The sequence below is a fragment of the Microbispora bryophytorum genome (genome assembly GCF_043197435.1).
GTDB classification, from domain to species: domain Bacteria; phylum Actinomycetota; class Actinomycetes; order Streptosporangiales; family Streptosporangiaceae; genus Microbispora; species Microbispora bryophytorum.
This window is the reverse complement of record NZ_JBICTF010000010.1, coordinates 111,544-135,189: the sequence shown is the minus strand read 5'-3', so window position 1 is coordinate 135,189 and position 23,646 is coordinate 111,544. Positions and strand designations below refer to the sequence as shown.

Below are 23,646 nucleotides of genomic sequence, written 5' to 3'. Positions count from 1 at the left end.
AGCTTTGACCGCCGATGACGGGAAACGGGGGCGGCGGTCCCGGTCCGCCCGGCGGCGCCGCCGATAGCCTGCGCGGAAGGCAGACGGAAGCGGATGACACGGGATGTTCGCCGGCAGGGACCTCGCCTGCGTCTCGGTTCTCACCGTCGCGGCGGCGGCGCTGTATGCGCTCTACTCGTGCGTGACGCTGGCGCGGTTCCGGGCGGGCGCGTACGACCTGGTGATATTCGACCAGGCCATCCGCTCGTATGCCCACTTCCAGCCGCCGGTGTCGATGCTGAAGGGCGTGCACAACGGGTTCGGGCCGGGGTTCAGCGTGCTCGGCGACCACTGGTCCCCGGCGCTCGCGCTGCTGGCGCCGCTGTACTGGATCCACGACGGGCCCGTGACCCTGCTCGTCGCGCAGGCCGTCCTGCTCGCGCTGTCGATCCCATTCGTGTGGGCGTACGCCTTCCGCGCCTCCTCGGCGGTCACGGCCGGGCGGCGCGTCGCCTATCCCGTCGCGGTCGCCTACGCCCTGTCGTGGCCGATCACCGAGGCCGTGGCCTTCGACTTCCACGAGGTGGCGTTCGCGCCGCTGCTCACGGCGGCCATGCTGGAGCGTTACCAGGCCGGGCGCAGCCGGGCGGCGGTCCTCGCGGGGCTGGCGCTTCTGCTGGTCAAGGAGGACATGGGCCTGCTCCTGGCCGGGTTCGGGCTGTACCTCCTCGCCCGCCGCCGCGACCGGAGACTCGGCGCGCTGCTCGTCGTCGGCGGCGTCGCCGCGACCCTGGTGACGACGCGGCTCCTCATCCCGCACTTCGGCGGCAGGGCCGGCTACTACTGGGCGTACTGGACGCTGGGCCCGGACCTGCGCCGGGCCGCGGTGCACGCCGTCACCCGGCCCGGCGACGTCGTCGCGCTGCTCGCCGATCCGCCGCTGAAGCTGCGCACGCTCGTGCTGACGCTCGCTCCCGTGCTGTTCACCGCCGTGCTGTCCCCGCTGGGCCTCGCTCTGCTGCCGCCGCTGCTGGAACGGATGCTCGCCAGCACCTATCCGAACTGGTGGACCCCGAGATACCACTACACGGCCTTCGTCGTCGCGGTCGTCTTCGCCGCCGGGATCGACGGGGCGCTGCGGGCGGCCGCCCGCTTTCCCGGACGGTCCGGAAGGCTCGTGCGCGGATGGGCGCTGCTCGTGCTCGCCGCCGCGCTCGCGCTCGTGCCGTTCTTCTCGTTCGGGGCGCTGTTCACGCCCTCCTTCCACGCCGAGACGGCACGGACGCGCGCGGCCGGGCGCGCCGCCGCGGCCGTGCCCGACGGCGTCCTGGTCGAGGCGGCCGGCTCCCTCGCCCCGGCCCTGTCGCCGCGTACGCGGACCCTGCTGTGGGACCGCACGCCGCGCGGGGCGCCGTGGGTCGCCGCCGACGTGGGGGCCGGGAACTTCCCGTTCGGCTCGGTCCACCGGCAGATCGCCAGGGTCGAGACGCTGCTGGCCCAGGGCTACCGGGTGGTGTTCCAGGAGGCCGGCTACGTGGTGCTCACCCGCCCGTAGTCAGCCGCCTCACGAGCGTACGTACGCGTGCGGGGTCGTGCCGAAGGCATGCCTGAACGCCTGGATGAACGCGCTGGGGCCGCTGTAGCCACAGGCGGCGGCCGTCGAGGTCACCGACCGGCCGCCGGACAGCAGGATGAGCGCGTGATGCAGCCGCAGCTGGGTGCGCCACTGCGGGAAGCTCATGCCGGTCTCCGCGCGGAACAGCCTGCTGAGCGTGCGTTCCGAGGCGCCGACCGCCGCGCCCAGCTCGGCGAGCGTCCGGCCGTCCGCCGGGTCGGCCTCGAGGATCGCGGCCACGTCGCGCAGCCGGGCGTCGGACGGCGCCGGCAGGCACAGCGGGAGCGCCTCGACCTTGCGGAGCTGGTCGAGCAGCACGCGTTCCAGGTTGGCCCGCTGCGTCGCGGCCGGCTCGTCGTCGCCGGTCAGGGCGACCACCACCTCCCGCAGCAGCGGCGTGATCGCCAGGACCGTGGGCCGGTCCAGCCGCAGCGGGTTGACCGGGGGGTCGAAGACCAGCGCCCGCATCTCGGTCGGCCCGTACGCCTCGTGCGCGTGCGCCACCCCTGCCGGTATCCACACGCCCCGGTGCGGCGGCACCACCCAGTCGCCGATCGGGGTCGAGATCCGCAGCACCCCGCGGTGCGGATGGATGAGCTGGTGCGAGGCGTGATCGTGCCAGCCGATGCGCTGGCGGTGGGCCAGCGGCACACGGGACGGGCCGCCGCTTTCGGAATGGCGGATTGCCGACATGACTCGGCAGAGTATCGCTAGTTCGCCGACTCGGTCGTCCGGGATGCTCGACGGAGCCTCTCAAGGAGACGATCAGTGACAGAGACATCCGTTCGGGCGCCGGCGGCGCGGGCCGCGTCCGCATGGCGGCGCATGTGGCTGTGGGCGGCCGCGCACGCCGTCGACGACCTCTACCAGGGACTGGTGCCCGCCTGCGTGCCCTATTTCGTGCTCGACCGGCACTACGGCTACGTGGCCGCCTCCGGGCTGACCATGGCCGCGGCCCTGGGAAGTTCGATCCCGCAGCCGTTCATCGGCCTGGCGGTCGACCGTTTCCGCCTGGGGTGGCTGGCCGCCGCCGGCGTCGCGCTGGCCGGGCTCGGCCTCGGCCTGTCCGGGCTGATGGAGCCCTACCCCGCGGTCTGGGCCCTCGTCCTGCTGTCCGGGCTCGGCGTGGCCATGTTCCACCCGGCGGCGGGCAAGGGGGCCAGGGAGGCGGCGGGAGACAGCGCCACGGCGATGAGCGTCTTCGCGGCCGGCGGGAGCGTCGGCTTCTTCCTCGCGCCGGTGCTGGCCACGCCCGCGCTCATCGCGATGGGCGTCGGTGCCACGGTCCTGTTCATCCCGCCGGCCCTGCTCGTCGCGTTCGCGCTGCTCAGGAGCCGGCCCTCGGCCCGGGCGTCCACGGCGGGCCCGCGCGCGGGCACCGACAGGTGGGCGCCGTTCATGGTCCTCACCGGCATCGAGGTCGTCAGGTCGGTGACGTTCTTCGGCGTGCTCACCTTCATCGAGTTGTTCTGGATCAGGCACCTGGACGCCGGGCGCGGCCTCGCGGGCACGGCCCTGGCCTGCTTCCTGGTCGGCGGAGTCGCGGGCACGCTGATCGGGGGGCGCCTCGCCGACCGGATCGGGCTCGTGCGCACCGTGCAGATCGGCGGCCTGCTGGCCATCCCCGCGCTCGCCGGGCTGCGCCTCCTGCCGGGGCCCTCCCTGCCGCTGGTGTTCGCCGTGCTGGCGGGCATCGCGATCAACATCCCGTTCGCCGTGCTGGTGAAGCTGGGCCAGGACTACCTGCCGAACCGGCCGGGCACCGCGGCCGGCGTCACGCTCGGGCTCGCCGTGAGCGTCGGCGGGCTCGCCGCGCCGGCGCTCGGCGTCGCGGCGGAGGCGTACGGCCCGCAGGGCGTCTTCACGATCCTCTGCCTGGTGCCGATCGCCGCCGTGGGCCTGGGGCTGTTCCTTCCCCGCAGGTGACTTCCCCGGATGACGCCGGGCGTGGCCGCGGCGGGAGTCAGCCGGCGGACAGTCAGCCGGCGGTGACGACGCCCGGCGTGACCGCGAGCAGCAGGACGTCGATCCCGGCGGCGCCGATCGCAGCGGCGAAGGGCGCCACGGACACCCGCCGGCCGAGCAGCAGGCCGGCCGCGGCGCACCCGGCCACCCCGGCGAGCGCGAGCCATCGGACCGGACCGGCCGGCCCCGGAGGCGCGACCACCAGCAGCGCGGACGCGGCCAGCAGCGGCAGCGGCAGCAGAACCCGCACCCGGGCGGAGCCGAGACGCTGCGGCCAGCCCCGCACCCCCGTCGCCACGTCCGTCTCGATGTCGGGCAGCACGTTGGCGAGGTGCGCCGCGCAGCCGAGCAGCGCCGCGGCGAGCACGGCCCACCACGCCGGCAGGGCGTGGCCCGGCGTCCCGGCCGCCACGAACACGGGCACCGCGCCGAACCCGGCCGCGTACGGCGCCCACGAAGCCGCCGTGCCCTTGAGCCACAAGTTGTAGACCCAGGCCGCGGCGACGGCCGACAGATGCGTCAGCCCGGCCACCACGCCGCAGGCCAGCGAGAGCGGCACGCAGGCCGCCAGCGCGGAGAACGCCGCGACACGCACCGTACGCGCGGACACCAGGCCCGCGACGATCGGTTTGGCGGTCCTCCCGGCCGCGGCGTCCACGGCGGCGTCCGCGGCGTCGTTGCACCAGCCCACGGACAGCTGACCGGTCAGCACGGCGAGGGCCGTCAGCGCCGTCCCCGCCGGGCCCCACCCCGCGACGGCCACGAGCGCCGCGACCAGGATCGTCACCGCGGCGGCCGGACCCGGGTGGCACGCGCGGGCCAGCCCGGCCACCGTCCGCGGCACCGCCTGCGCCACCGCCTGTGCCACCGTCTGTGCCACCGCCTGCGCCACCGTCCGCGCCGCCCGGCGGCGCCCGTCCGCCTCGCCAGTGAAGTCCGCCGGAGCGAGGCCCGCGCGGCGAGCCGGCCCGGCGGCGCCCTCGCCGCCGATCGCCGCCGTTTCGTCGGGCAGCTCCCCTGAACCGGTCACGATCCCGAGCGTAACCGGGCACCCCGGATACAGATCACGATCGGCGTCGGAAGGTATGCGGCGGCCGCCAATGGGCAAGAGAGACTTGTCACGGTTTTCGCCTGCACGGGGATGTGAGATGACGCGGATCGCGGCCGTCCATGGTGTCGTTCCCCCGCATCGCCACTCGCAGGCGGAGGTCGCGGATGCGCTGGCGAGAGTCTGCCTTCCGCCGGGCGCCGATCGCCGGCTTCTCGACCGGCTGCACGCCAGTGCCCGGGTGGAGCACCGCAACCTGGTGCTGCCGCTCGACGAGTACGGCAAGCTCGACGGCTTCGGCGCGGCCAACGACCTGTTCATCGAGGCCGCCCTCGACCTGGGCGCGCAGGCCGTCACGGGGGCGCTGGAGGCGGCGGGCCTCACCCCTGCGGACGTCGACATGATCATGTGCACGTCGGTCACCGGCGTCGCCGCGCCGTCGCTGGACGCCCGGTTGGCCAACCGGATCGGGCTGCGCCCGGACGTGAAGCGGGTGCCGGTGTTCGGCCTCGGGTGCGTGGCCGGCGCGGCGGGAATCTCCCGGCTGCACGACTACCTGCGCGGCTGGCCCGGACACGTGGCGGTGCTGCTCTCCGTCGAGCTGTGCTCTCTCACGTTGCAGCGCGACGACGCCTCCACGGCCAACCTCGTGGCGGGCGCCCTGTTCGGCGACGGCGCCGCCGCGGTGGTCGCGTACGGGGACGAGCGCGAGCCGCCCCCCGTGGACGCGGCGCGGCCCGTGGTGGTGGCGACGCGTGGTCACCTGTATCCCGGATCGGAACGCGTGATGGGCTGGGACGTCCGCGACAGCGGCTTCCGGGTCGTGCTGGACGCCGGGGTGCCCGATGTGGTCCGCACCTATCTGGGCGACGACGTGCACGGGTTCCTCGCCGACCACGGCCTGACCGCGGGCGACGTCACCGCCTGGGTCTGCCACCCCGGCGGCCCCAAGGTGCTGGAGGCCGTCGCGGAGACACTCGCGCTCCCGGACGGCGCGCTCGACCTCACCTGGCGTTCGCTGGCCGCCAACGGAAACCTGTCGTCGGCCTCGGTGCTGCACGTGCTGCGCGACACCCTCGCCCTGCGGCCCCCGCCGCCGGGCACGCCGGGCCTGCTGCTGGCGATGGGCCCGGGGTTCTGCTCCGAACTCGTCCTGCTGCGCTGGTAGAAGGAGCCGTGCCGCCCATGCCCGTGTCACCGTGGTACGTGCTGCTCGTCGCGCTGGTCGCGGTGGAGCGCCTCGCCGAACTCGTCGTCGCGCGCCGCAACGCCCGCTGGAGCCTCGGCCGGGGCGGCGTGGTGTACGGCGGGGGCCACTATCCCTGGATGGTCGCCCTGCACACCGGGCTGCTGGCCGGATGCCTGCTCGAGGTGTGGCTGGCGGGCCGGCCGTTCGTCCCCGGCCTCGGCTGGCCGATGCTCGGACTGGTCCTGGCCGCGCAGGCGCTGCGATGGTGGTGCGTCACCACACTCGGTCCCCAGTGGAACACCCAGGTCATCGTCGTGCCCGGCCTGCCGCTCGTGGCGCGCGGGCCGTACCGGTTCGGGTGGCTGCGCCATCCCAACTACGTCGCGGTGGCGGTGGAGGGCGCGGCGCTTCCGCTCGTGCACTCCGCCTGGCTGACCGCGCTGGCCTTCACCCTGCTCAACGTGCCGCTCATGGTCGTGCGCCTGCGCTGCGAGAACGCCGCGCTCGCCACCGCGGCCCCCGGATCCGCCGCGCGCGACGCCGGAGCGGGGACCGCGGCGTGATCGACGTGCTGGTGGCCGGCGGCGGGCCCGCCGGGCTGGCCACGGCCATCAACGCGGCGCTGGCCGGCATGGAGGCCGTCGTGGTCGAGCCGCGGCCGGGTCCGGTCGACAAGGCGTGCGGGGAGGGTCTGATGCCCACCGGCGCGGCGGCGCTGGCGGACCTCGGCGTGGCGGTGCCGGACGGCAGGCCGTTTCGCGGCATCCGTTACGTGGACGGGCCGCAGCGGGTGCAGGCGGAGTTCCGGGACGGCCCGGGACTGGGCGTGCGCCGGACGGCCCTGCACACCGCGCTCGCCCACCGCGCCCGGGACCTCGGCGTCCGCGTGGTGCCCGGCCGGGTGGACGCGGTGCACGCCGCCGGCGAGGGCGTACGCGCCCACGTGACGGGCGGGCCGGAACTGCCTGGGCCGGAACTGTGTGGCCGGGAGTTTGGCGCGCGGTGGCTGGTCGCGGCCGACGGGCTGCACTCGCCGATCAGGGCGCGGCTCGGACTCGACCTGGCGTCCCGCGGCCCCCGCAGGTACGGCCTGCGCCGCCACTACCGGATCGCGCCGTGGACGGACTTCGTGGAGGTGCACTGGGCACCCGGCGGCGAGGCGTACGTCACGCCGGTGGGCGACGACCTGGTCGGCGTGGCCGTGCTGAGCAGCGAGCGGCGGACCTACGACGAGCACCTGGCGCGGTTCCCCGACCTGCTCGCCCGGTTGGACGGCCCGCCCGCCACCCCCGTGCGCGGGGCCGGGCCGCTGCGCCAGCGGGTGCGGCGGCGGGTGGCGGGGAGGATCCTGCTCGTCGGCGACGCCGCGGGCTACGTGGACGCGCTCACCGGCGAGGGGATCTCGCTGGCGCTGCTGTCGGCCCGCGCCCTCGTCGGGTGCCTGATGGTGGGCCGCCCCGAGGAGTACGAGAACGCCTGGCGGCGCCTGTCGTGGCGATCCCGCCTGCTGACGGCCGCGCTGGTGCGGGCCCGGCGGCACCCTCCCGCGGCCCGGATGATCGTGCCCGCCGCGCGGCGCCTCCCCGCGGTGTTCGGGGCGGCGGTGCGGTCGCTCGCCTGAGCGCCGCCCCCTCCAGGACCCCGCGTCCTGAGAGGTCGGTTTGTGAGTTGATGCCCCTTCCGGCCTTGGGTTTGGAAGAGGCGGGCTGGTCAGCGGGGTGGCTGCTGGGCTAGGGGCGGGGCTGGGCGAACAAGCCGGGCTCGGTCTCGATGAGGATGCCGCGGCTGACCAGGCGTTTGAGCTTGGAGCGGATGTTCTCGGTGTTCTTGGACGCGATGGGCAGGTCCAGGGCCTGACACAGGTCGCGAGCGCGTAAAGGCTGGCCGGTGTCGGCGAAGATGGTCAGGATCTGCTGGTAGGCGGGGTGATCGGGAACCGCGGCCGGTGGTGCGGCCGGCTCGGCTTCGCTTTCGCCCTCGGCGAGCGACACGCGGCGGTGAGCCGGTCCAGCAGGACGATCCCGGCGGCGTTGTCGTGCACCGATGCGGCCAGTACCACGACCGCGATGACCAGGCCCAGCACGTCCACGGCCAGGCCGCGCTTACGCCCGGGCACCTTCTTGCCCGCGTCGCGGCCCGTGGTTCGGACGGGACTCCGGCCGCCGCGTGGACGCTTTGGGTGTCGAGCACCACCAGGCTCGGGTCGGCTGATCGCTGGTGTTTCTCGCGTGCCTGCCAGCGCAGCAGGTCGTGGATCGTCTGGTCGGTGCCGTCGTCGCGCCATTTGGCGAAGTAGTAGTACACCGCGCTGCGGGGCGGCAGGTCGTGGGGCAGGTAGTCCCACTGGCAGCCGGTCCGGCTCTGGTAGAGGATCGCGTTGACGATCTCCCGCAGGTCGTATCTGCCCTGGTGGCCGCTGACCGAGGGGTGCGCGGCCTTCCATGCGGTGATCACGGGCTCGATCAGGGCCCACCGTTCGTCGGATAAGTCGCTTGGGTACGGCTTGCGCTCGGTCACACCGCCATCGCAGCATGCCCAAGTCCATTGATCGGCCGTAACGCTACAAATTCACGGGATTACACCACGCAACTCAGGCATACCCTTGCGAATCACCCTCTGATTGCGGATCTGGGCACCGCTTCGATCACTTGGGCGTCGTTGGTGCTCCTGGTCGCCGCCTGCGTAGCCGTGATCGGCGGTAAGAAGCACGCCTTCCCCAAGGGTGCCTGAAGCAGATGGCCACGGGTCCCAAGGACCACTCCGGCACCCGCTTCATGCACGGGTGAGCAGGCCGGTGAGCGTGGTCTGAAGGATCTCTCCGTACATGGTGGCGAAATCCACCCGTGAGCCCGCGAGCCGGGGGTCGGCGGTGGCCTCGACGACGGTCGGGGTCGGGTTGCTGAACGGCCACAGGCCCACCAGTGAGACGACGGCGTACTCCGTCAGGGTGAGCGCGGCGTCCGCGCTGAGGGCCGGCACCCGGTCCCTGACCAGCTTCGCCAGCCTGGTGCGGTGTCCCAGGTCGACGAGTTTGTACATGCGTACGGTGTCGGCGGAGACGTTCCGCTCCAGGACGCTCGGCAGCAGGCTCCACAGTTGGCACAGGACCGGCCGGGCGGCGAGGGAGTCGGCCCAGGCCCGCATCACCTGGTCGGGCTCGCAGGGCGGCTCCGGCCACTCGTCCGCCAGCGCGTCGAGCCAGGCCAGCCGGAGCCTGGCGAGCAGCCCTAGGAAGACGCCCTCGCGGCTCTCGAAATAGCGCACCACATGCGTCTTGGACACACCCAGCCGACGTCCGAGTTCCCGGAGGCTGATCTCGTCGGCGGGCATCTCGGCCAGCAGCGCCTCCGCGGCGTCCAGGATCTCCTGCCGGCGCAGTTCCCGGTGCTCGGGCCGTCTGGCCCGCTGGAAGGCCGGCCCCTCGACGTCGTCCATCGAACCTCCTCGCGCCCCGCGGATCATGGCCGCCCCCAGGATAGCGGTCCATCGGACACTTGATACGTGTCCAATGGACCGCTATAGTCATAAAGGTCCACTGGACACAAAACTCGGAAGGAAACATCGTGATCACTTACGACAAGTTGTACGTCGGAGGACAGTGGGTCGCTCCGGCCACCGGCGGCGTCCTGGAGGTGCGTTCGCCGCACGACCTTTCGCTGGTCGGGACCGCACCGCACGCCGCTCCCGCCGACGTCGACCGGGCGGTCGCAGCCGCGCGGCGGGCGTTCGACGAGGGACCCTGGCCTCGGATGAGCCCGCAGGAGCGGCGCGGCGCGGTGGAGCGGTTCTCCAAGCTGCACGCGGCACGTGCCGAGGAGTTCGCTGCTCTGGTCACCTCCGAGAACGGCTCGCCGCTGTGGTTCACCCGCTGGACGCACCAGTCGGGCGTTCCCGAGCAGACGGACGCGTATCTACGCGCCGCCGCGGCCCTCGACTGGGACGAGCAGGTGGGCGCCGTGAACGGGTCCTCGACGCTGCTGCGCCGCGAACCCGTGGGCGTGGTGGCGGCGGTGATCCCGTGGAACGCGCCCCACCAGTCGGCCTTGGCCAAGCTGGTGCCCGCGCTGCTCGCCGGCTGCACGGTCATCCTGAAGGCCTCTCCCGAGACAGCGCTGGACGCCCTGGCCCTCGCCGAGGTCTTCGACGAGGCCGGCCTCCCCGAGGGCGTGGTGAGCATCCTGCCCGCGGGTCGTGAGACGAGTGAGTACCTGGTCGCCCACCCCGGCGTGGACAAGATCGCCTTCACCGGCTCCACCGCGGTGGGCCGGCGCATCGCCTCCATCGCGGGAGAACAGCTCAAGAGGGTCAGCCTGGAGCTGGGCGGCAAGTCCGCCTCGATCATCCTCGAGGACGCCGACCTGACGGCGGCCGTGTCGGGCCTGAAGGCCCTGTCGCTGGGCAACAACGCCGAGAACTGCGTGGCCCACACCCGGATCCTCGCCCCGCGCAGCCGCTACGAGGAGGTCGTCGGCGCGCTGAAGACCATGATGGAGGAGCTCAGCGTCGGCGATCCCGCTGACCCGCAGACCTTCATCGGGCCCATGGTGCGCGCCGACCAGCAGCAGCGGGTGCGCTCCTACATCGAACTCGGCATCGCCGAAGGCGCCCGGATGGTCACCGGCGGGCCGGAGACGCCCGAGGGTCTGGAGGGCGGGTACTACGTCCGTCCGACGCTGTTCGCCGACGTCGACAGCGACATGCGGATCGCCCGCGAGGAGATCTTCGGCCCCGTCCTGGTCGTCATCCCGTTCGACGACGAGGACGACGCCGTCCGCATCGCCAACGACTCCGAGTACGGCCTCGGCGGCGGCGTGTGGACCGCCGACCGGGACCACGGCGTCGAGGTCGCCCGCAGGATCCGAACCGGATGGATGACCGTCAACGGAGCCGCCCCGACCTACGACGGCGCCTTCGGCGGCTACAAGAGCAGCGGCATCGGCCGCGAGTTCGGCGCCGCGGGTCTCGCCCAGTACATCGAGTACAAGACCATCGCCGTCTAGGAGGACCGCCGTGCAGGAAGCCCGCATCACACTCGGACACAGCGACATCTCCATCCGGCCGATCGGGCTGGGCTGCATGGGAATGTCCCAGTTCTACGGCGACGCCGACGAAGAGGAGTCCGTCGCCACGATCCACGCCGCCATCGACGCCGGCATCGACTTCTTCGACACCTCCGACATCTACGGCGCGGCCAGTGCGGCCACCGGCGGGCCGCAGAAGGGCTTCGGGCACAACGAGGAGCTGCTGGGCCGCGCCGTACACGGTGTGCGCGACGAGGTCGTCCTGGCGACGAAGTTCGGCGCGCGGCTCTCCCCGGAGGGCGGGGTGGCCTTTGACGGACGCCCCGAGTACGTGGCCGCCGCCTGCGACGCCAGCCTGCGCCGCCTCGGCGTCGACCACATCGACCTCTACTACATCCACCGCCTCGACCCCACCGTGCCGATCGAGGACACCGTCGGCGCGATGGCCGACCTGGTGACCGCGGGCAAGGTGCGTGCGATCGGGCTCAGCGCGGTCGGGCCAGACCTGCTTCGCCGGGCGGCCGCGGTGGCGCCGATCTCGGCTCTCCAGAGTGAGTACTCGCTCTGGGCCCGCGAGGTGGAGCAGGAGGTGCTTCCCGCCTGCCGTGAGCTGGGCATCACCTTCGTCCCGTACAGCCCCCTGGGGCGAGCCGCGCTCGCCGGCCGCTTCACCAGCGGCACCTCGTTCTCCGGCGACGACTTCCGCTCCACTCTGCCCAAGTTCCAGGAAGAGAACTTCGCGGAGAACCTCCGCCTCGTCGAGGGGCTGAAGGCGTTCGCCGACGAGCGGGGACATGCCCCTGGGCAGATCGCCCTGGCCTGGCTGCTCGCCCAGCCGTACGACATCGCGCCCATCCCCGGCACGAAGCGGGCGGCGTACGCACGCCAGAACGCCGCCGCGACGGCCGTGCCGCTGAGCGCGGACGACCTCGCCTTCCTCTCGGGCCTGTTCGACCCCGCGCTGGTGCGTGGCGGGCAGTACGGCGCGCTCAACGTGCGCCCCCAGCACTGATCTCTACATTCCGGGCGTACGCCCGCCCCTCCGAAACGACAAGCGATCGAGGAATCACCATGACCGACAACCAGAAGGAACCCGGCTACGCGGCCGCATTGGACACGGCCGCGCGGCTGCTCGGCAGGCGGCTGGAGCCGTTCCTGGAACCCGGCCCGGGCGAGCCGGCCAACGCCGCGGACTTCACACGACTGGCCACGCTGCACACCTTCGGCGACGCATGGCCGCGCACCGACGTTCTCGACACCCGCACCCGCGCCCTCATCTCCGTGACGATCGCCGCCACCCTGGGCACGCTCGAACCGCTGCGCGGGCAGCTCCGCATCGCACTCGGCAACGGAGTCACTCCACAAGAGATCGTCGAGGCGTTCATCCACATCGAGGCGTACGCCGGCGCCGCCCAGGCCTTCGACGGCTATCAGATCGCCCGGCAGGTCTTCCAGGAGATCCACGCAGCCGAACAGCCCCGGTGAGAGCCGCGCACAGTGGTCACCCAGGCCAACCTCAGGTGGCCTGGGTGCTGCTCGCGAATAGGTTCTCCATGACCGCCGGGGCCGCAGGCCCTGGACCTGCCCATCGTGTCCAAGAACACCGAGAACATCCGCTCCAAGCTCAAACGCCTGGTCAGCCGCGGCATCCTCATCGAGACCGAGCCCGGCCTGTTCGCCCAGCCCCGCCCCTAGCCCAGCAGCCACCCCGCTGACCAGCCCGCCTCTTCCAAACCCAACGCCGGAAGGGGCATCAACTCACAAACCGACCTCTCAGGACCCCGCACGCTCCGCCCCACACGCTCAGGACCCCGCACAGTCCAGGACCCCATGCCCTCCGGGCCCCCACGCCCTCGGGGCCCCTCGACTTCCGGGGATCGCGGGCCACTCGCGCTGACGGGATTCCGGGGCCCTTCCCACGCGAAACAGACACGGAGCCGTGAATTGTTACAGCCGGATTCACAGTTCATGAACGCCCGTTTTTAGGGTGCCCCAGAGGCCTCATATACGCGGTAGTAATAGAACCTACTTCGGCATGAATGAAGTAGCCATATTTCAGGACCGGTATGCAAAGATCTGACGTGTGTACCGAATGGCGAGGCCGATGTTACGGCAAGGATGACTGGAGGGTCGTCGTTTGCCTCACTTGCCGCATATCGCCCTGGTCACACCGCTGGCCCTGCTCGCACCGCTGGCCCTGCTCGGTACGCTCCTGGTCGCCGGGCTGGTCGTCCTCGTGATGCGCCTGCGCCGGCTGCGCATGATGCAGGCCGAGGCCGCACGGCAGGCGGCGGCCGAGGCGCGCGAGCAGTTCGGCCGTGATGTGCACGACCTCGTGAGCAGCCGCCTGTGGCTGGCCAGCCTGCGCAGCGAACTCGCCTACCGGCTCGCGGACGACGACAGCCCCCTGCGACCCGCGCTGGCCGACGTGGTGCAGTCCATCCGCCAGGCGTCCGCCGACATCCGCAACGTGACCCGCTCCTTCCGGGACGTCTCGCTCGCCTCGGAACTGGCCAACGCGCGGGCCGTGCTCCATGCCTACGGAACCGACTGCAAGGTCGAGGCGACCGAGGCGGAGCTGGGCGACGAGGTGAGCGCGGTGCTCGCCATCATGGTGCGGGAGGCGGTGACCAACGTCCTGCGCCACAGCAGGGCGACCCTGTGTACGATCGAGATCGTCGTGCGTGGCGGCGTGGCGACGCTCACCGTCGCCAACGACGGCGTCGACCCCTCCGTACGACCCGGCGACGGCACCGGGCTGGACAACCTCCGCAACCGGGCGGCGGCGCTCGCCGGCACCGTGGGAACGGTCCTCGACCCCGACGGCTGGTTCCGCCTCATCGCCGAGATCCCCCGCAGGGGCGGGGACCGCCGCTGACACCGGCCACGCTCACCCGCCACGGCCCGGCGTCCAGGGCGCGACACCCGCGCCTTCATGTGGCCCTCCACGCGTTCTGAGCGCCGGCCGGCCGCACGCGTGTGCCTCGCGCACCGCCCCCATCCCTCCCGCCGCCCCCACACAAGGCCCCACACAAGGCCCCGCACGAGGTTCCGCACAAGGGCCCGTGTGAGGCCACGCGCAAGGCCCCGCACAGCGGCGTGGCGTGTTTGACCAGCCCCTTGACCGAATAGTCCGGGTGGTACCGAGGAGATAGCCGCGAGCGGCATCACCCGTCGACCCATGACTGCGTCACGGTTCGTTATATGCAGATTTCACATGGCGCAGTTGACGGGCGTAACTTGGCCCTTCTCCTTATTTCCGGAATTCTTTGACGTGACCGGCCTAAGGGGACATCTTGTGATTAGTAAGTACGAGATTTACTGCCTCGCAGATCCCTTGTTCTACGACACCCTCGACACCAAGCGCGCGGAGCATCCCGACTTCGCCATCGCGGCCCGCCCCACCCCCGACGGATGGGCGCACGCCGAGAGCGAGACCTGGCTGCACTACGCGCCGGCCGGTGCCGGTCTGCCCACGCAGGGCTGGAAGATTCACATCTCCTCCTCCGTGCCGGAGGCGGAGCGGGTGATCGCGGCGGCCTGGGACTACTGCGTGCCCCGTGGGCTGGCCTTCAAGTTCCTGCGCGGCCGGCGCGTGATGACGATGCAGAACTCCAAGTACGCCTTCCGCGGGTCGAGCGGCAAGCTGGTCACCATTTATCCCGTGGACGAGGCGCAGCTGGAGCTGACGCTCAAGGAGCTCGCCGAGATCCTCGACGGCGTCGAGGGCCCGTACATCCTCAGCGACCTGCGGTACGGCGACGGCCCCCTGTTCGTCCGGTACGGCGGGTTCGCCGAGCGCCACTGCCTCGACGACAACGGCGAGCGGGTGCTCGCGATCGAGGACGCCGACGGCAACCTCGTCCCCGACGTGCGCGGTCCGGCGTTCGCCCTGCCCTCCTGGGTGACCCTGCCGGCCTTCCTCGAACCGCACCTGGCCGCGCGCAACGCGGTGACGCTCGAAGGCGTGCCGTACGACGTGGAGAGCGTCCTGCACTTCTCCAACGGCGGCGGCGTCTACCTGGGCCGCGACAGGCGCACCGGCGAGAAGGTGGTGCTCAAGGAGGGCCGCCCGCACGCCGGGCTCGACGTCGAGGGACGCGACGCCGTCACCCGCCTGCGGCACGAGGCCGCCATCATGGAGCGCCTGGCCGGCCTCGACGTCGTGCCGGCGCTGCGCGACTACTTCACGGCCGGCGAGCACCACTTCCTGGTGCAGGAGTACGTCGACGGCACCTCGCTCAGCCAGCTCATCGCCCAGCGGCACCCCCTCACGCGGGCCGACCACACCCCGGAGCTGGACGCGGACTACACCGAGTGGGCCATCGGGATGCTCGCCAAGGTACGCGCCGCGGTCTCGGCGCTGCACGAGCGCGGCGTGGTGTTCGGCGACCTGCACCCCTTCAACATCCTGGTGGACGGCGACCGCGTGGTCCTGATCGACTTCGAGGTCTCCTCTCCCGTCGAGGAGCGCAGACGGCCCACGCTCGCCAATCCCGGCTTCGTGCCGCCGCGCGAGCTGGCCGGCGTCGAGGCCGACGAGTACGCGCTGGCCTGCCTGCACCTGGGGGTGTTCGCCCCGATGACCACCATGCTGCTGCAGCTCCACCGGCCCAAGGCCGCCCAGCTCGGCCGGCTGATCGTCGAGACGTTCCCCGTGCCCCCCGCGCTGATCGAGGGAGCCGTGCGGACGATCCTCGGCGAGGATCCGCCCGCGCCCCAGCCGAGCCGGCTGCCCCGGCCGGACCGGCTCACCGAGGGGTGGCCCGCCGTCCGGGACGCGCTCGCGAAGGCGATCCTCGCCTCGGCGACACCGGACCGCGAGGACCGGCTGTTCCCGGGCGACATCGTCCAGTTCCAGCCCGGCGGCGGGGTCAGCCTCGCCAACGGCGCGGCCGGCGTGCTGTACGCGCTCGCGGCGACCGGGGCGGGGCGCTTCCCCGAGCACGAGGAGTGGCTGCTCAGGCAGGCCGCCAGGCCCAGCATCGGGCCCGGCTTCTACGACGGCCTGCACGGGGTGGCGTACGCGCTGGAGGCCCTCGGCCGCCGCGAGGAGGCGCTCGACGTGGCGCGGCGATGCGCGCGGGAGCTCCGGGAGGGGCTGGATCTGAGCCTCTACCGCGGCCTGTCGGGCGTCGCCCTCGCCCTGATGCACCTGCACGACGCGACCGGCGAGCCGGAGCTGCGCGAGCGGGCCGCGCAGGTCGTGGCGGTGGTGGCCGACCGGCTCGGCGGCCCGGACGACGTGCCCGAGATCAGCGGCGGGCGGCACCCGCACGCGGGGCTGATGTACGGCTCGTCGGGACCCGCCCTGATGTTCCTGCACGCCTACGAGCGCACCGGCGATCCCGGGCTGCTCGACCTCGCGGCCACCGCGCTGCGGCAGGACCTGCGCCGGTGCGTCGGCCGCGAGGACGGTCAGCTCCAGGTGCAGCAGGGCTGGCGGACCAATCCCTACCTCGACGAGGGGTCGGCCGGCATCGGCCTGGTGCTGGACCGCTACCTGACCCATCGGCACGACGAGATCTTCGCCGAGTCGCTGGCCGCCATCCGGCCGGTCACGACCCTGCACTACTACGTCCAGTCGGGGCTGTTCGCGGGCCGGGCCGGCATGATCGCCTGCCTGTCGTCCGGCTCCCGCCCCGACCCGGAGGCCGCCGCGGCGCAGATCGCCCGGCTGGCGTGGCACGAGCTTCCCCACCAGGACGGGCTGGCCTTCCCCGGAGCCCAGTTGCTCCGCCTGTCCATGGATCTGTCCACCGGGAGCGCCGGCGTGCTGCTCGCGCTCGGCACCGCGCTGCACGACGAGCCGGTCCACCTCCCGTTTCTCGAGCCCCCCGGACGGTCTCAGGCGCAGGGGCCCCTGCGCACCGCCGCCGGGTCGAACGTCCCGACCAGCCCCGGAAGGAGGTGAACGCACATGGCGCTCCTCGACCTGCAGACCCTCGAGGTCCCCGGCGGCCACAGCGGTGGCGGCGGTGGCGGCAGCAACCTGAGCCTGCTCGGGTGCACCCCGCACGAGAACAGCAGCCTCAGCATCATCTGCGGCTGACGACCCTCCCAAGAACACGAACTTCAGCCGCATCCGGCTGATGGAACCATACAAGGAGATGATCCAGATGGCGCTTCTCGACCTGCAGACCCTCGAGGTTCCCGGCGGCCACAGCGGTGGTGGCGGCGGCGGCAGCAACCTGAGCCTCCTGGCCTGCACCCCGCACGAGAACAGCAGCCTCAGCCTGATCTGCGGCTGATAGCACGCTGAGGGAGTCCTGGGCGGTCGTCGCGGCCGCCCAGGCTTCCGCGTTTCCGGCCCCGGCCGGCAACGCGGAAGCGTTCCCGTGCCCCGTCCTGTCCGGCCTTTCCCTTCTGGAGGACCCGGTGAGCTCTCGTCCGGCGGACCTGCTGATCGCACGGGCCGTACGGCGCGGCGGCCCGTGGCTCGCGGCGCTGACGGCGACGGCGCTGCTGGGCGCCGCGGCCGACCTCATGCTCCCGGCGGCGCTCGGCCGCGCCGTCGACGCCGTGGTGCGGACCCAGGCGCGGGATGGAGCGGGGCCCGAGGCCGGGTTCGGCCTCACCGGCCCGCTCACGACCGCCGCGCTGCTGGTCGCGCTGGTCGTCGCGTGCGACGCGCTGGGCGTGCTCGCGGCCGGGGTGAGCGGGGCGCGGGCGGCGCAGTGGCTGCGCTCCCGGGTGGTGGCCCACACCCTGTCCGTCGGCGCCGGCATGACCCGCCACTTCACCGCGGGTGAGATCGTCACCCGCGCCGGGGTGAACGTGGAGGAGGCCGGACGGACCCCCGAGGCGGTGGTCACCGCCGCCACGCTGATCATTCCTGCGGCCGGCAGCGTCGTCGCCCTCGCGCTGATCGACCCGTGGCTCGCGGTCACGCTCGTCGCCGGTCTGCTCCTGATCGTGGCCGTGCTGCGCGCGTTCATGCGCAGGACCACGGCGGCCTCCGGCGGCTACCAGCAGGCCCAGGGGGAGATCGCGGCCATGCTGGTGGGCGCGCTCGCCGGGGCCCGCACCATCACCGCGGCCGGCACCGAGGACCTTGAGGCGGCGCGCGTGCTCGCCCCGCTCCCCCGCCTGCGCGCCCATGGCCTGGCGTTGTGGCGCCTGCAGGCGCGGGCGGGCGTCCAGGCCGCCGTCGTCATCCCGCTTCTGGAGATCGCCGTGCTCGCCGTCGGTGGGCTACGCCTGTCGGCCGGCGGCCTCACCGTCGGGGAGCTGCTCGCCGCCGCGCGCTACGTCGTGCTCGGGGCGGGCCTGGGGTCGGCGCTCGGGTACGCGGCGCGCATCGCCCGTGCCCGGTCGGCCGCCCTGCGCCTGGAGCAGCTGTTCGCCGTGCCGCCCCCGGCGTACGGGGACCGGCCGCTGCCGCCGGGCCCGGGCACCCTGGAGCTGCGCGACGTGACCGTGCGGGCCGACGGTGTGCGCCTGCTGAGCGGTGTCAGCCTGGTCGTGCCCGGCGGCACGTGCACGGCGGTGGTGGGCCGTTCGGGCTCGGGCAAGTCGTCGCTGGCCGCCGTCGCCGGCCGGCTCGTCGATCCCGAGCGCGGCACGGTGCTGCTGGACGGCGTGCCGCTGCGCGAGATCGGCCGCGAGCCGCTGCGCCGGGCCGTCGGATACGCGTTCGAGCGGCCCGCGCTGTTCGGCGACACGCTGGGCGAGGCCGTCGCGTTCGGCCTCGCCGCACGGGACGACGCCGGTAAGCGAAGCGAGGACACGGCGCGAAGCGTAGACGCGGTGCGAAGCGTAGACACGGCGCGCAGCGAGGACGCGGTGCGGGCGGCCGCGGGCGCCGCCCGCGCCGACGCCTTCATCCGGCGGCTGCCGCTCGGCTACGCCACCCCGGCCGGCGAGGCGCCGATGTCCGGGGGCGAGATCCAGCGGGTCGGCCTGGCCCGCGCGTTCGCCCAGGCCGGTCGGCTGCTGATCCTGGACGACGCCATGTCCAGCCTGGACACGGTGACCGAGCGGCAGGTGGGGCGGGCGCTCACCGGGAGCCTGTCCGACCGCACCCGCCTGGTGGTGGCCCATCGCGTGACGACGGCGGCGCAGGCCGACCAGGTCGTGTGGCTGGACAACGGGCGGGTGCGCGCGACCGGCACGCACGAGCGGCTGTGGGACGACCCCGGCTACCGCGCGGTCTTCCGGGCCGAGGAGGCCTCGTGAAGCGCCGCGCACCCGCGGGAGGGCGGCCGGGAGCGGCCGCCGGGCGGGTGGTCGTGCGGGCCCTGCGGCGCGAGCCCTCCCGGCTGCTGCGGCTGGCCTGCTGGTCGGTGGCGGAGACCCTGCCCGCGCTGAGCGGCGGGTACGCGATCGCGCGGGCCGTGGACGACGGCTTCGCCGCGGGGCGGCCCGGCGCCGGCCTGATGTGGCTGGCGGTGCTCGCCGTCGCATGGGCGGTGGCCGCGGTGGCCGCCCGGCAGGTGCTGCTGCTCATCGCCGGGATCGTCGAGCCGTTCCGCGACGACCTGCTGCGGCGCGTGGTGACCGGGGCGCTGCGGGCCGGGCGGGGCGGCGACAGCGCGGCGGTCGCCCGGATGAACCATCAGGTCGAGCTGGCCAGGGACGCCTTCGGCGCGATCATCACGGCGGTCAGGACCTTCGTGTTCACGGTGGCCGGCGTCGCGGCCGGGCTGACGACGCTGGCCCCGGAGGTCGTGCCGCTCGTGCTGACGCCGGTGGCCCTGGGGCTCGGCCTGTTCCTCCTCTCCCTGCCCGCCCTGGCGCGGCGTCAGCGCGAGTTCATCGTCGCCGACGAGCGCACGGCCGCCGCGGTGGCCGCGATGGCGGGCGGCCTGCGGGACGTGACCGCCTGCGGCGGCGAGGCGCGCGTCGCGGCGAGCGTCGGGCGGGAGGTCTCCCGGCAGGCGAGGGCCGCGCGGGCGCTGGCCCGGGTGACGGCGTCGCGGACGCTGTCGCTGGCGGTGGGGGCGTGGCTGCCGGTGGTGCTCCTGCTCGCGGGCGCGCCCTGGCTGGTGCGCCAGGGGGTCACCGGCGGGGTGATCCTCGGCTCGCTGACCTATGTCATGCAGTCGCTGTCCCCCGCGCTCGGCGGCCTGGTCCAGGGGCTCGGCGTCAGCGGCGTCCGTCTGGCCGTCACGCTGGAGCGCATCCTGCACGCGCCCGGCCCGCCCGTGCCGCACGGCGACCGGGAGCCGGGCGGGGTCCGGCTGGAGCTGCGCGGGGTGCGCTTCGCGTACGGCACGCCGGGGCGCAAGGCCCCCGAGCCGGTGATCGACGGCCTGGACCTCGACGTGCCCGAGGGTGACCATCTGGCCGTCGTCGGCCCGAGCGGGATCGGCAAGTCCACGCTGGCCGCGCTCGTCGCCGGCCTGCTGACCCCGGATGACGGCGAGGTCCTCGTCGGCGGCGTCCCGGCCGCGCGGGTCCACCCGGCCGCCCGCGCGCTGATCCCCCAGGAGGCGTACGTCTTCCCCGCCACCCTGGCGGACAACCTCACGTACCTCGCGCCGGGGACGCCTCCCGAGCGGGTGGACGAGGCGGTGGCGGCGTTCGGGCTGGCGGAGCTCGCACAGCGCACCGCGGGCGGCCCGCTCGACCCGGCCGAGCTGTCCGCGGGCGAGCGGCAGCTCGTCGCGCTGGCCAGGACCTACCTGTCCCCCGCCCGGCTGGTCGTGCTCGACGAGGCGACCTGCCATCTCGACCCGGCGGCGGAGGCGCGGGCGGAGGCGGCCTTCGCGGCGCGCGGGGGCACGGTGATCGTCGTGGCGCACCGGATCTCCTCGGCCCTGCGGGCCCGGCGGGTGCTGGTCATGGACGGCACCCGCGTCCTGCTCGGCACGCACGAGGAGATGGCGGCGTCCTCACCGCTGTACGCCGACCTGGTGGGTCACTGGGAGGGCCCGGGGAGGCTACCGGCGGGAACGGTAGCGCAGGATGCCGATGTCACGGCCGACGGCGGGCCACAGCCAGCCGCACTCGGAGGCGATCTGGATCGCCTCGACGCGTGAGCGGGCGCCGACCTTGGTGAGGATGCGGGACAGGTAGTTGCGGACCGTGCCCCGCGACAGCGACAGGCGGTCGGCGATCTCGCCGACGGTGGCGCCGCCGGCCGCGGTCTCCAGGACGTCGAGCTCGCGGGCGGTCAGCGGGTTGCTGTCGGCGTCGAGCGCGGCCACCGCGAGCTCGGGGTCGATGACCCGCTCTCCCTTCGCCACGCGGCGGATGCAGTCCACGAGGTGGCCCGGTGAGGCGTCCTTCACGACGAAGCCGCGCACGTTGGCGTCCAGCGCCTTGCGCAGCGCCATGGGCGTCCCGAGCCCGGTGAGGACGACGGTCCTGCAGGAGGGTAACCGGCGGTGCAGCTCGGCAGCCGCGGTGAGGCCGTCGACACCGGGCATCCCGATGTCGAGCACCGCGACGTCGGGGCGCCGCAGGCAGCCGAGCCGGACGATGTCCTCGCCCTTGTCCGCCTCGGCCACCACCTCGAGGTCGTCCTCGCTCGACAACAGAGCGACCAACGCCTTGCGGATCAGGTGCATGTCCTCGGCGAGCATCAGTCGGATCAACCCAGACCCCCTACACGCGGTGCGAGCGGGTGCTCGCCGTTGGTGACCGCAGCGCTTCACTCACTATGCAGGTTCCGCGCGCACGCCGGGACCTCTCTACCCGAACTGTCAGCTTTAATCAGGAACCGCGTCCGAGAAAGCCGGACGCCCGGCCCCCAAGGGAGCCGGGCGTCACGGTCGGGTTTCCTAGTGACGCACGACCTTCACGTAGTCGGTCGCCTCGGAACCCTTGAGCCCATGGCCGGCGTCGAACCGCACCGCCCAGGTGCCGGACCGGTAGGCCCGGACCTTGGTGGCGAAGTCGCCGTCGCCGTCGGTCTTGATCGTGTCCACGTACTGCCACTTGTGGGAGCCCGAGGACTGGAAGTAGACCTTGACGTTCTGCGAGCCCAGCCAGTGCCAGTTGTTCCAGTAGTTGTGGCTGTCGGAGCAGTAGCGGTCACCGCCGGGACGGCCGGACAGGTTGTTCCAGCCGTCGTAGTACCAGTCACCCCAGCACTGCGCGACCTGCAGCTTGCCCTTGAGGGTCAGCGCGCGGCCCTTGCGGACCGGCTCGGGCGTGGCGTCGAAGCCGGCGATGCGCGTCGCCTTCGGGCCCGACGGGCGCGGCGCGTGCCACTCCTTGCGCTTCACCGTGAAGGCGCGGTCGGCCGTGTACTTCTTGCCGTCGAGGCCGATCGCCTCGACGTGCACCCGGTAGGTGCCCGCCCGGTCACTCCAGTCGAAGCTGAACGAACGCGAGGCGCGGTCGAACTTCGGACCGTCGTTGTGACCGCCCTTCTCGTTGCCGAACCAGTGGTCGCCGCCGTGGTCGCCGTGGCTCCTCGGGCCCCACAGGTCGATGTCCACGCTCTTGACGTCCTTGGCCGTGACGCGAGCGGTGACCTGGGTGGACCGGCCCTTGCTCACCACGACCACGTTCGGGTCGACGTCGACCGACACGATGCTCGGGTGCGGCGTGTACGGCTTGTGCGAGTTGTGCCCGGTGGAGTGGCTCGGCGTGTGCGGCTTAAGGAAGTTGTGCCCAACGGTGGGGCTCGGCGTGGGCGACGGCGTGGGCACGACAGTGTCCGCGAAGGCGGGCGCAGTCGCGAGCGCCGTGGCGCCCATGGCGACCGCTACCAGGGTGGTAGCAGCTCGTTTCACCATGAGGGTTAATCCTCTCCCCGTTCAGGAACGCGCCCCCGGTTTGGGGCACGCCTACGTCATAGACGTCACAAGGGAGAGAAAAGTTGCTCCACATCTTCGGAAAATAGGTCTCGGAACGATAACTTTCCCGATATTCGCGTTATGGACGCGTGAGGAGCACCTGAGGCGTCGGCGGCCCGTTCACACTTCTCGGCGCGGGCTGGCGTCGGCGGCATACCGAGATGTCCCTGGATATTCGGCACGCCACGCGCCCTCGCCGTCCGCACGGACGCGGGCGGAGAACCAGCCGTCCCTGCGGGTGACCGCCTCCTCGACGGTCTTCCAGTGGGACGACCCCGCGGGACGGAACTGGATCCTGACCCGCTGCCCGGCGAAGGGCCGGTAGTCGACCTTCCCGACCGGGTCCACCCGCAGCAGCGTCCCGGTGACGCGCACGTCGTCTCCTTCGCGCACCACCTTGAGCCCCTCGATCTCGGTCGCCCGGCGCAGGTTGAACTCCCCCCGGGCGACGGCCCGCTCGCCCTGCGCGTTCACCGCGGTCGCCGTGACCGTCCACGGGCCGTTCGGATACCACCGCGACAGCGGCTTGTCCGGGAGGAACCGCCAGGTCTCCCACTCCCCCGACGAGATCCGGCGGACCGGCCGGCCGTCCCGCGACGCGCCCATCACGCGGGGCATCGCGGCGGACGCCAGCCCGCCCAGGCCCGGCAGGGGCACGGTCGCGGGCAGGGCGGCGCCCGGGGGGACCACCGGGTTCGGTGAGGCGGACGGCACCGGCACCGGCACCGGCACCGCGTCGCCGGACGGCGGCGAGGGCGTCACGGCCGGCTCCGGCTCCTTGCCTGGCTCTCCTCCGGGCTCGTCGCCTTCCGAGGGGGCGCGGCCCGGTTCCAGGACGACGGAGACGCGGTCCGCTCCGCGCGCCACCACGTCGACGACCAGCCGCACCGACCCGCTCGGGCCGACCACGGGGTCGGACGGGCGCACTTCGACCGAGCGGACGGCCAGGTCACCGGAGGCGGGGGCCGGCGCGGCCGCCGCCGTCGTCGCGGTCGCGAGGACCAGCGTCGCGAGCAGAGGTCTCATCATGCCCCGTGACCGTACGCACACCCGCCGGGCCCCCGGCCCCCGACACACTC

At 73.1% G+C, this 23,646-nt stretch carries 22 protein-coding genes and 1 pseudogene; 14 read left to right on the top strand and 9 right to left on the bottom strand.

What is annotated here, in order from left to right; genetic code table 11:
- Positions 1-103: 103 nt before the first annotated feature.
- The gene (locus tag ACGFIB_RS29470; RefSeq protein WP_393376381.1) at positions 104-1,534 is read left to right on the top strand and encodes a DUF2079 domain-containing protein; all 1,431 of its coding nucleotides are present in this window, start codon (positions 104-106) and stop codon (positions 1,532-1,534) included.
- A gap of 9 nt (positions 1,535-1,543) precedes the next feature.
- Here the strand turns inward: ACGFIB_RS29470 and ACGFIB_RS29465 are convergent, their stop codons facing one another.
- Complete coding sequence (locus ACGFIB_RS29465) at positions 1,544-2,287, bottom strand: AraC family transcriptional regulator (protein WP_393376379.1); 744 nt, start codon at positions 2,285-2,287, stop codon at positions 1,544-1,546.
- Between the two features lie 75 nt (positions 2,288-2,362).
- On the opposite strand from ACGFIB_RS29465, the gene ACGFIB_RS29460 reads away from it, so the two are divergent.
- Positions 2,363-3,520 carry an MFS transporter gene (locus tag ACGFIB_RS29460; RefSeq protein WP_229689848.1) on the top strand — a complete coding sequence of 386 codons (1,158 nt, stop codon included), beginning with the start codon at positions 2,363-2,365 and terminating at the stop codon, positions 3,518-3,520.
- Positions 3,521-3,572: 52 nt separating this feature from the next.
- Here the strand turns inward: ACGFIB_RS29460 and ACGFIB_RS29455 are convergent, their stop codons facing one another.
- Positions 3,573-4,589, bottom strand: a complete 1,017-nt coding sequence (locus ACGFIB_RS29455) for a UbiA family prenyltransferase (protein WP_393376377.1) — start codon at positions 4,587-4,589, stop codon at positions 3,573-3,575.
- A 118-nt stretch (positions 4,590-4,707) separates the two neighbouring features.
- On the opposite strand from ACGFIB_RS29455, the gene ACGFIB_RS29450 reads away from it, so the two are divergent.
- Genes ACGFIB_RS29450 through ACGFIB_RS29440 form a run of 3 tightly spaced genes read left to right on the top strand, consistent with a single transcriptional unit; the run spans position 4,708 to position 7,417 of the window.
- Positions 4,708-5,775 carry a type III polyketide synthase gene (locus tag ACGFIB_RS29450; protein ID WP_357261651.1) on the top strand — a complete coding sequence of 356 codons (1,068 nt, stop codon included), beginning with the start codon at positions 4,708-4,710 and terminating at the stop codon, positions 5,773-5,775.
- A 17-nt stretch (positions 5,776-5,792) separates the two neighbouring features.
- On the top strand, positions 5,793-6,359 hold the full coding sequence (locus tag ACGFIB_RS29445; protein WP_357248278.1) for an isoprenylcysteine carboxyl methyltransferase family protein: 567 nt from the start codon (positions 5,793-5,795) through the stop codon (positions 6,357-6,359).
- Complete coding sequence (locus ACGFIB_RS29440; protein ID WP_393376375.1) at positions 6,356-7,417, top strand: NAD(P)/FAD-dependent oxidoreductase; 1,062 nt, start codon at positions 6,356-6,358, stop codon at positions 7,415-7,417. The genes ACGFIB_RS29445 and ACGFIB_RS29440 overlap by 4 nt, the downstream gene beginning before the upstream one ends.
- A 109-nt stretch (positions 7,418-7,526) precedes the next feature.
- Here ACGFIB_RS29440 and ACGFIB_RS29435 read toward each other — a convergent pair whose 3' ends face one another.
- The 4 genes and pseudogenes from ACGFIB_RS29435 to ACGFIB_RS29420 all read right to left on the bottom strand — a co-directional run bounded on the left by ACGFIB_RS29435 (position 7,527) and on the right by ACGFIB_RS29420 (position 9,231).
- On the bottom strand, positions 7,527-7,787 hold the full coding sequence (locus ACGFIB_RS29435; protein ID WP_357261832.1) for a hypothetical protein: 261 nt from the start codon (positions 7,785-7,787) through the stop codon (positions 7,527-7,529).
- Complete coding sequence (locus ACGFIB_RS29430) at positions 7,700-8,080, bottom strand: transposase (RefSeq protein ID WP_357261657.1); 381 nt, start codon at positions 8,078-8,080, stop codon at positions 7,700-7,702. Before ACGFIB_RS29430 ends, ACGFIB_RS29435 begins: the two co-directional genes overlap by 88 nt.
- Positions 8,059-8,313, bottom strand: a pseudogene (locus tag ACGFIB_RS29425) (transposase); the annotation flags it as partial. The gene ACGFIB_RS29430 and the pseudogene ACGFIB_RS29425, both read right to left, overlap by 22 nt.
- Positions 8,314-8,568: 255 nt before the next feature.
- Entirely contained in the window at positions 8,569-9,231 is a 663-nt protein-coding gene (locus ACGFIB_RS29420; RefSeq protein ID WP_393376374.1) for a TetR/AcrR family transcriptional regulator, read from the bottom strand.
- Between the two features lie 128 nt (positions 9,232-9,359).
- Here ACGFIB_RS29420 and ACGFIB_RS29415 point away from each other — a divergent pair, with 128 nt between their 5' ends.
- From ACGFIB_RS29415 to ACGFIB_RS29375, 9 genes are all read left to right on the top strand, one after another.
- Complete coding sequence (locus ACGFIB_RS29415) at positions 9,360-10,796, top strand: aldehyde dehydrogenase (RefSeq protein ID WP_393376372.1); 1,437 nt, start codon at positions 9,360-9,362, stop codon at positions 10,794-10,796.
- 10 nt (positions 10,797-10,806) lie between these two features.
- A complete protein-coding gene (locus ACGFIB_RS29410; RefSeq protein ID WP_357248264.1) occupies positions 10,807-11,829 on the top strand; it encodes an aldo/keto reductase in 1,023 nt (340 codons plus the stop codon).
- Positions 11,830-11,888: 59 nt separating this feature from the next.
- The gene (locus ACGFIB_RS29405; RefSeq protein WP_393376370.1) at positions 11,889-12,302 is read left to right on the top strand and encodes a carboxymuconolactone decarboxylase family protein; all 414 of its coding nucleotides are present in this window, start codon (positions 11,889-11,891) and stop codon (positions 12,300-12,302) included.
- A 661-nt stretch (positions 12,303-12,963) separates the two neighbouring features.
- On the top strand, positions 12,964-13,695 hold the full coding sequence (locus tag ACGFIB_RS29400) for a sensor histidine kinase (RefSeq protein WP_393376368.1): 732 nt from the start codon (positions 12,964-12,966) through the stop codon (positions 13,693-13,695).
- A 420-nt stretch (positions 13,696-14,115) separates the two neighbouring features.
- Complete coding sequence (gene lanKC, locus ACGFIB_RS29395; protein ID WP_393376366.1) at positions 14,116-16,731, top strand: class III lanthionine synthetase LanKC; 2,616 nt, start codon at positions 14,116-14,118, stop codon at positions 16,729-16,731.
- Positions 16,732-16,737: 6 nt separating this feature from the next.
- The gene (locus ACGFIB_RS29390; protein WP_142572434.1) at positions 16,738-16,869 is read left to right on the top strand and encodes a SapB/AmfS family lanthipeptide; all 132 of its coding nucleotides are present in this window, start codon (positions 16,738-16,740) and stop codon (positions 16,867-16,869) included.
- A 40-nt stretch (positions 16,870-16,909) separates the two neighbouring features.
- Positions 16,910-17,068 carry a SapB/AmfS family lanthipeptide gene (locus tag ACGFIB_RS29385; protein WP_393376364.1) on the top strand — a complete coding sequence of 53 codons (159 nt, stop codon included), beginning with the start codon at positions 16,910-16,912 and terminating at the stop codon, positions 17,066-17,068.
- A gap of 127 nt (positions 17,069-17,195) precedes the next feature.
- Positions 17,196-18,995, top strand: coding sequence for an ABC transporter ATP-binding protein (locus tag ACGFIB_RS29380; protein ID WP_393376363.1), 1,800 nt, complete (start codon positions 17,196-17,198; stop codon positions 18,993-18,995).
- Positions 18,992-20,800 (top strand): ABC transporter ATP-binding protein, encoded by a 1,809-nt coding sequence (locus ACGFIB_RS29375; RefSeq protein ID WP_357261674.1) that lies wholly within the window; start codon positions 18,992-18,994, stop codon positions 20,798-20,800. The genes ACGFIB_RS29380 and ACGFIB_RS29375 overlap by 4 nt, the downstream gene beginning before the upstream one ends.
- Here the strand turns inward: ACGFIB_RS29375 and ACGFIB_RS29370 are convergent.
- From ACGFIB_RS29370 to ACGFIB_RS29360, 3 genes are all read right to left on the bottom strand, one after another.
- Positions 20,702-21,358 carry a response regulator transcription factor gene (locus tag ACGFIB_RS29370; protein ID WP_142572437.1) on the bottom strand — a complete coding sequence of 219 codons (657 nt, stop codon included), beginning with the start codon at positions 21,356-21,358 and terminating at the stop codon, positions 20,702-20,704. The two genes, ACGFIB_RS29375 and ACGFIB_RS29370, sit on opposite strands and share 99 nt — an antisense overlap.
- Positions 21,359-21,544: 186 nt before the next feature.
- Entirely contained in the window at positions 21,545-22,507 is a 963-nt protein-coding gene (locus ACGFIB_RS29365; RefSeq protein ID WP_357248249.1) for a hypothetical protein, read from the bottom strand.
- A gap of 180 nt (positions 22,508-22,687) precedes the next feature.
- Positions 22,688-23,596: a hypothetical protein gene (locus ACGFIB_RS29360; protein ID WP_393376361.1), complete on the bottom strand. Its 909-nt coding sequence runs from the start codon at positions 23,594-23,596 to the stop codon at positions 22,688-22,690.
- Positions 23,597-23,646 lie beyond the last annotated feature (50 nt).

What these genes read in the sequence shown, in the direction of transcription:
- ACGFIB_RS29365 (WP_357248249.1), bottom strand. Translation starts at nt 22,507, where the DNA reads ATGGTGAAACGAGCTGCTACCACCCTGGTAGCGGTCGCCATGGGCGCC.
- ACGFIB_RS29445 (WP_357248278.1), top strand. Translation starts at nt 5,793, where the DNA reads ATGCCCGTGTCACCGTGGTACGTGCTGCTCGTCGCGCTGGTCGCGGTG.
- ACGFIB_RS29420 (WP_393376374.1), bottom strand. Translation starts at nt 9,231, where the DNA reads ATGGACGACGTCGAGGGGCCGGCCTTCCAGCGGGCCAGACGGCCCGAG.
- ACGFIB_RS29430 (WP_357261657.1), bottom strand. Translation starts at nt 8,080, where the DNA reads ATGGCGCGACGACGGCACCGACCAGACGATCCACGACCTGCTGCGCTG.
- ACGFIB_RS29360 (WP_393376361.1), bottom strand. Translation starts at nt 23,596, where the DNA reads ATGATGAGACCTCTGCTCGCGACGCTGGTCCTCGCGACCGCGACGACG.
- ACGFIB_RS29385 (WP_393376364.1), top strand. Translation starts at nt 16,910, where the DNA reads ATGGAACCATACAAGGAGATGATCCAGATGGCGCTTCTCGACCTGCAG.
- ACGFIB_RS29450 (WP_357261651.1), top strand. Translation starts at nt 4,708, where the DNA reads ATGACGCGGATCGCGGCCGTCCATGGTGTCGTTCCCCCGCATCGCCAC.
- ACGFIB_RS29470 (WP_393376381.1), top strand. Translation starts at nt 104, where the DNA reads ATGTTCGCCGGCAGGGACCTCGCCTGCGTCTCGGTTCTCACCGTCGCG.
- ACGFIB_RS29390 (WP_142572434.1), top strand. Translation starts at nt 16,738, where the DNA reads ATGGCGCTCCTCGACCTGCAGACCCTCGAGGTCCCCGGCGGCCACAGC.
- ACGFIB_RS29405 (WP_393376370.1), top strand. Translation starts at nt 11,889, where the DNA reads ATGACCGACAACCAGAAGGAACCCGGCTACGCGGCCGCATTGGACACG.
- ACGFIB_RS29465 (WP_393376379.1), bottom strand. Translation starts at nt 2,287, where the DNA reads ATGTCGGCAATCCGCCATTCCGAAAGCGGCGGCCCGTCCCGTGTGCCG.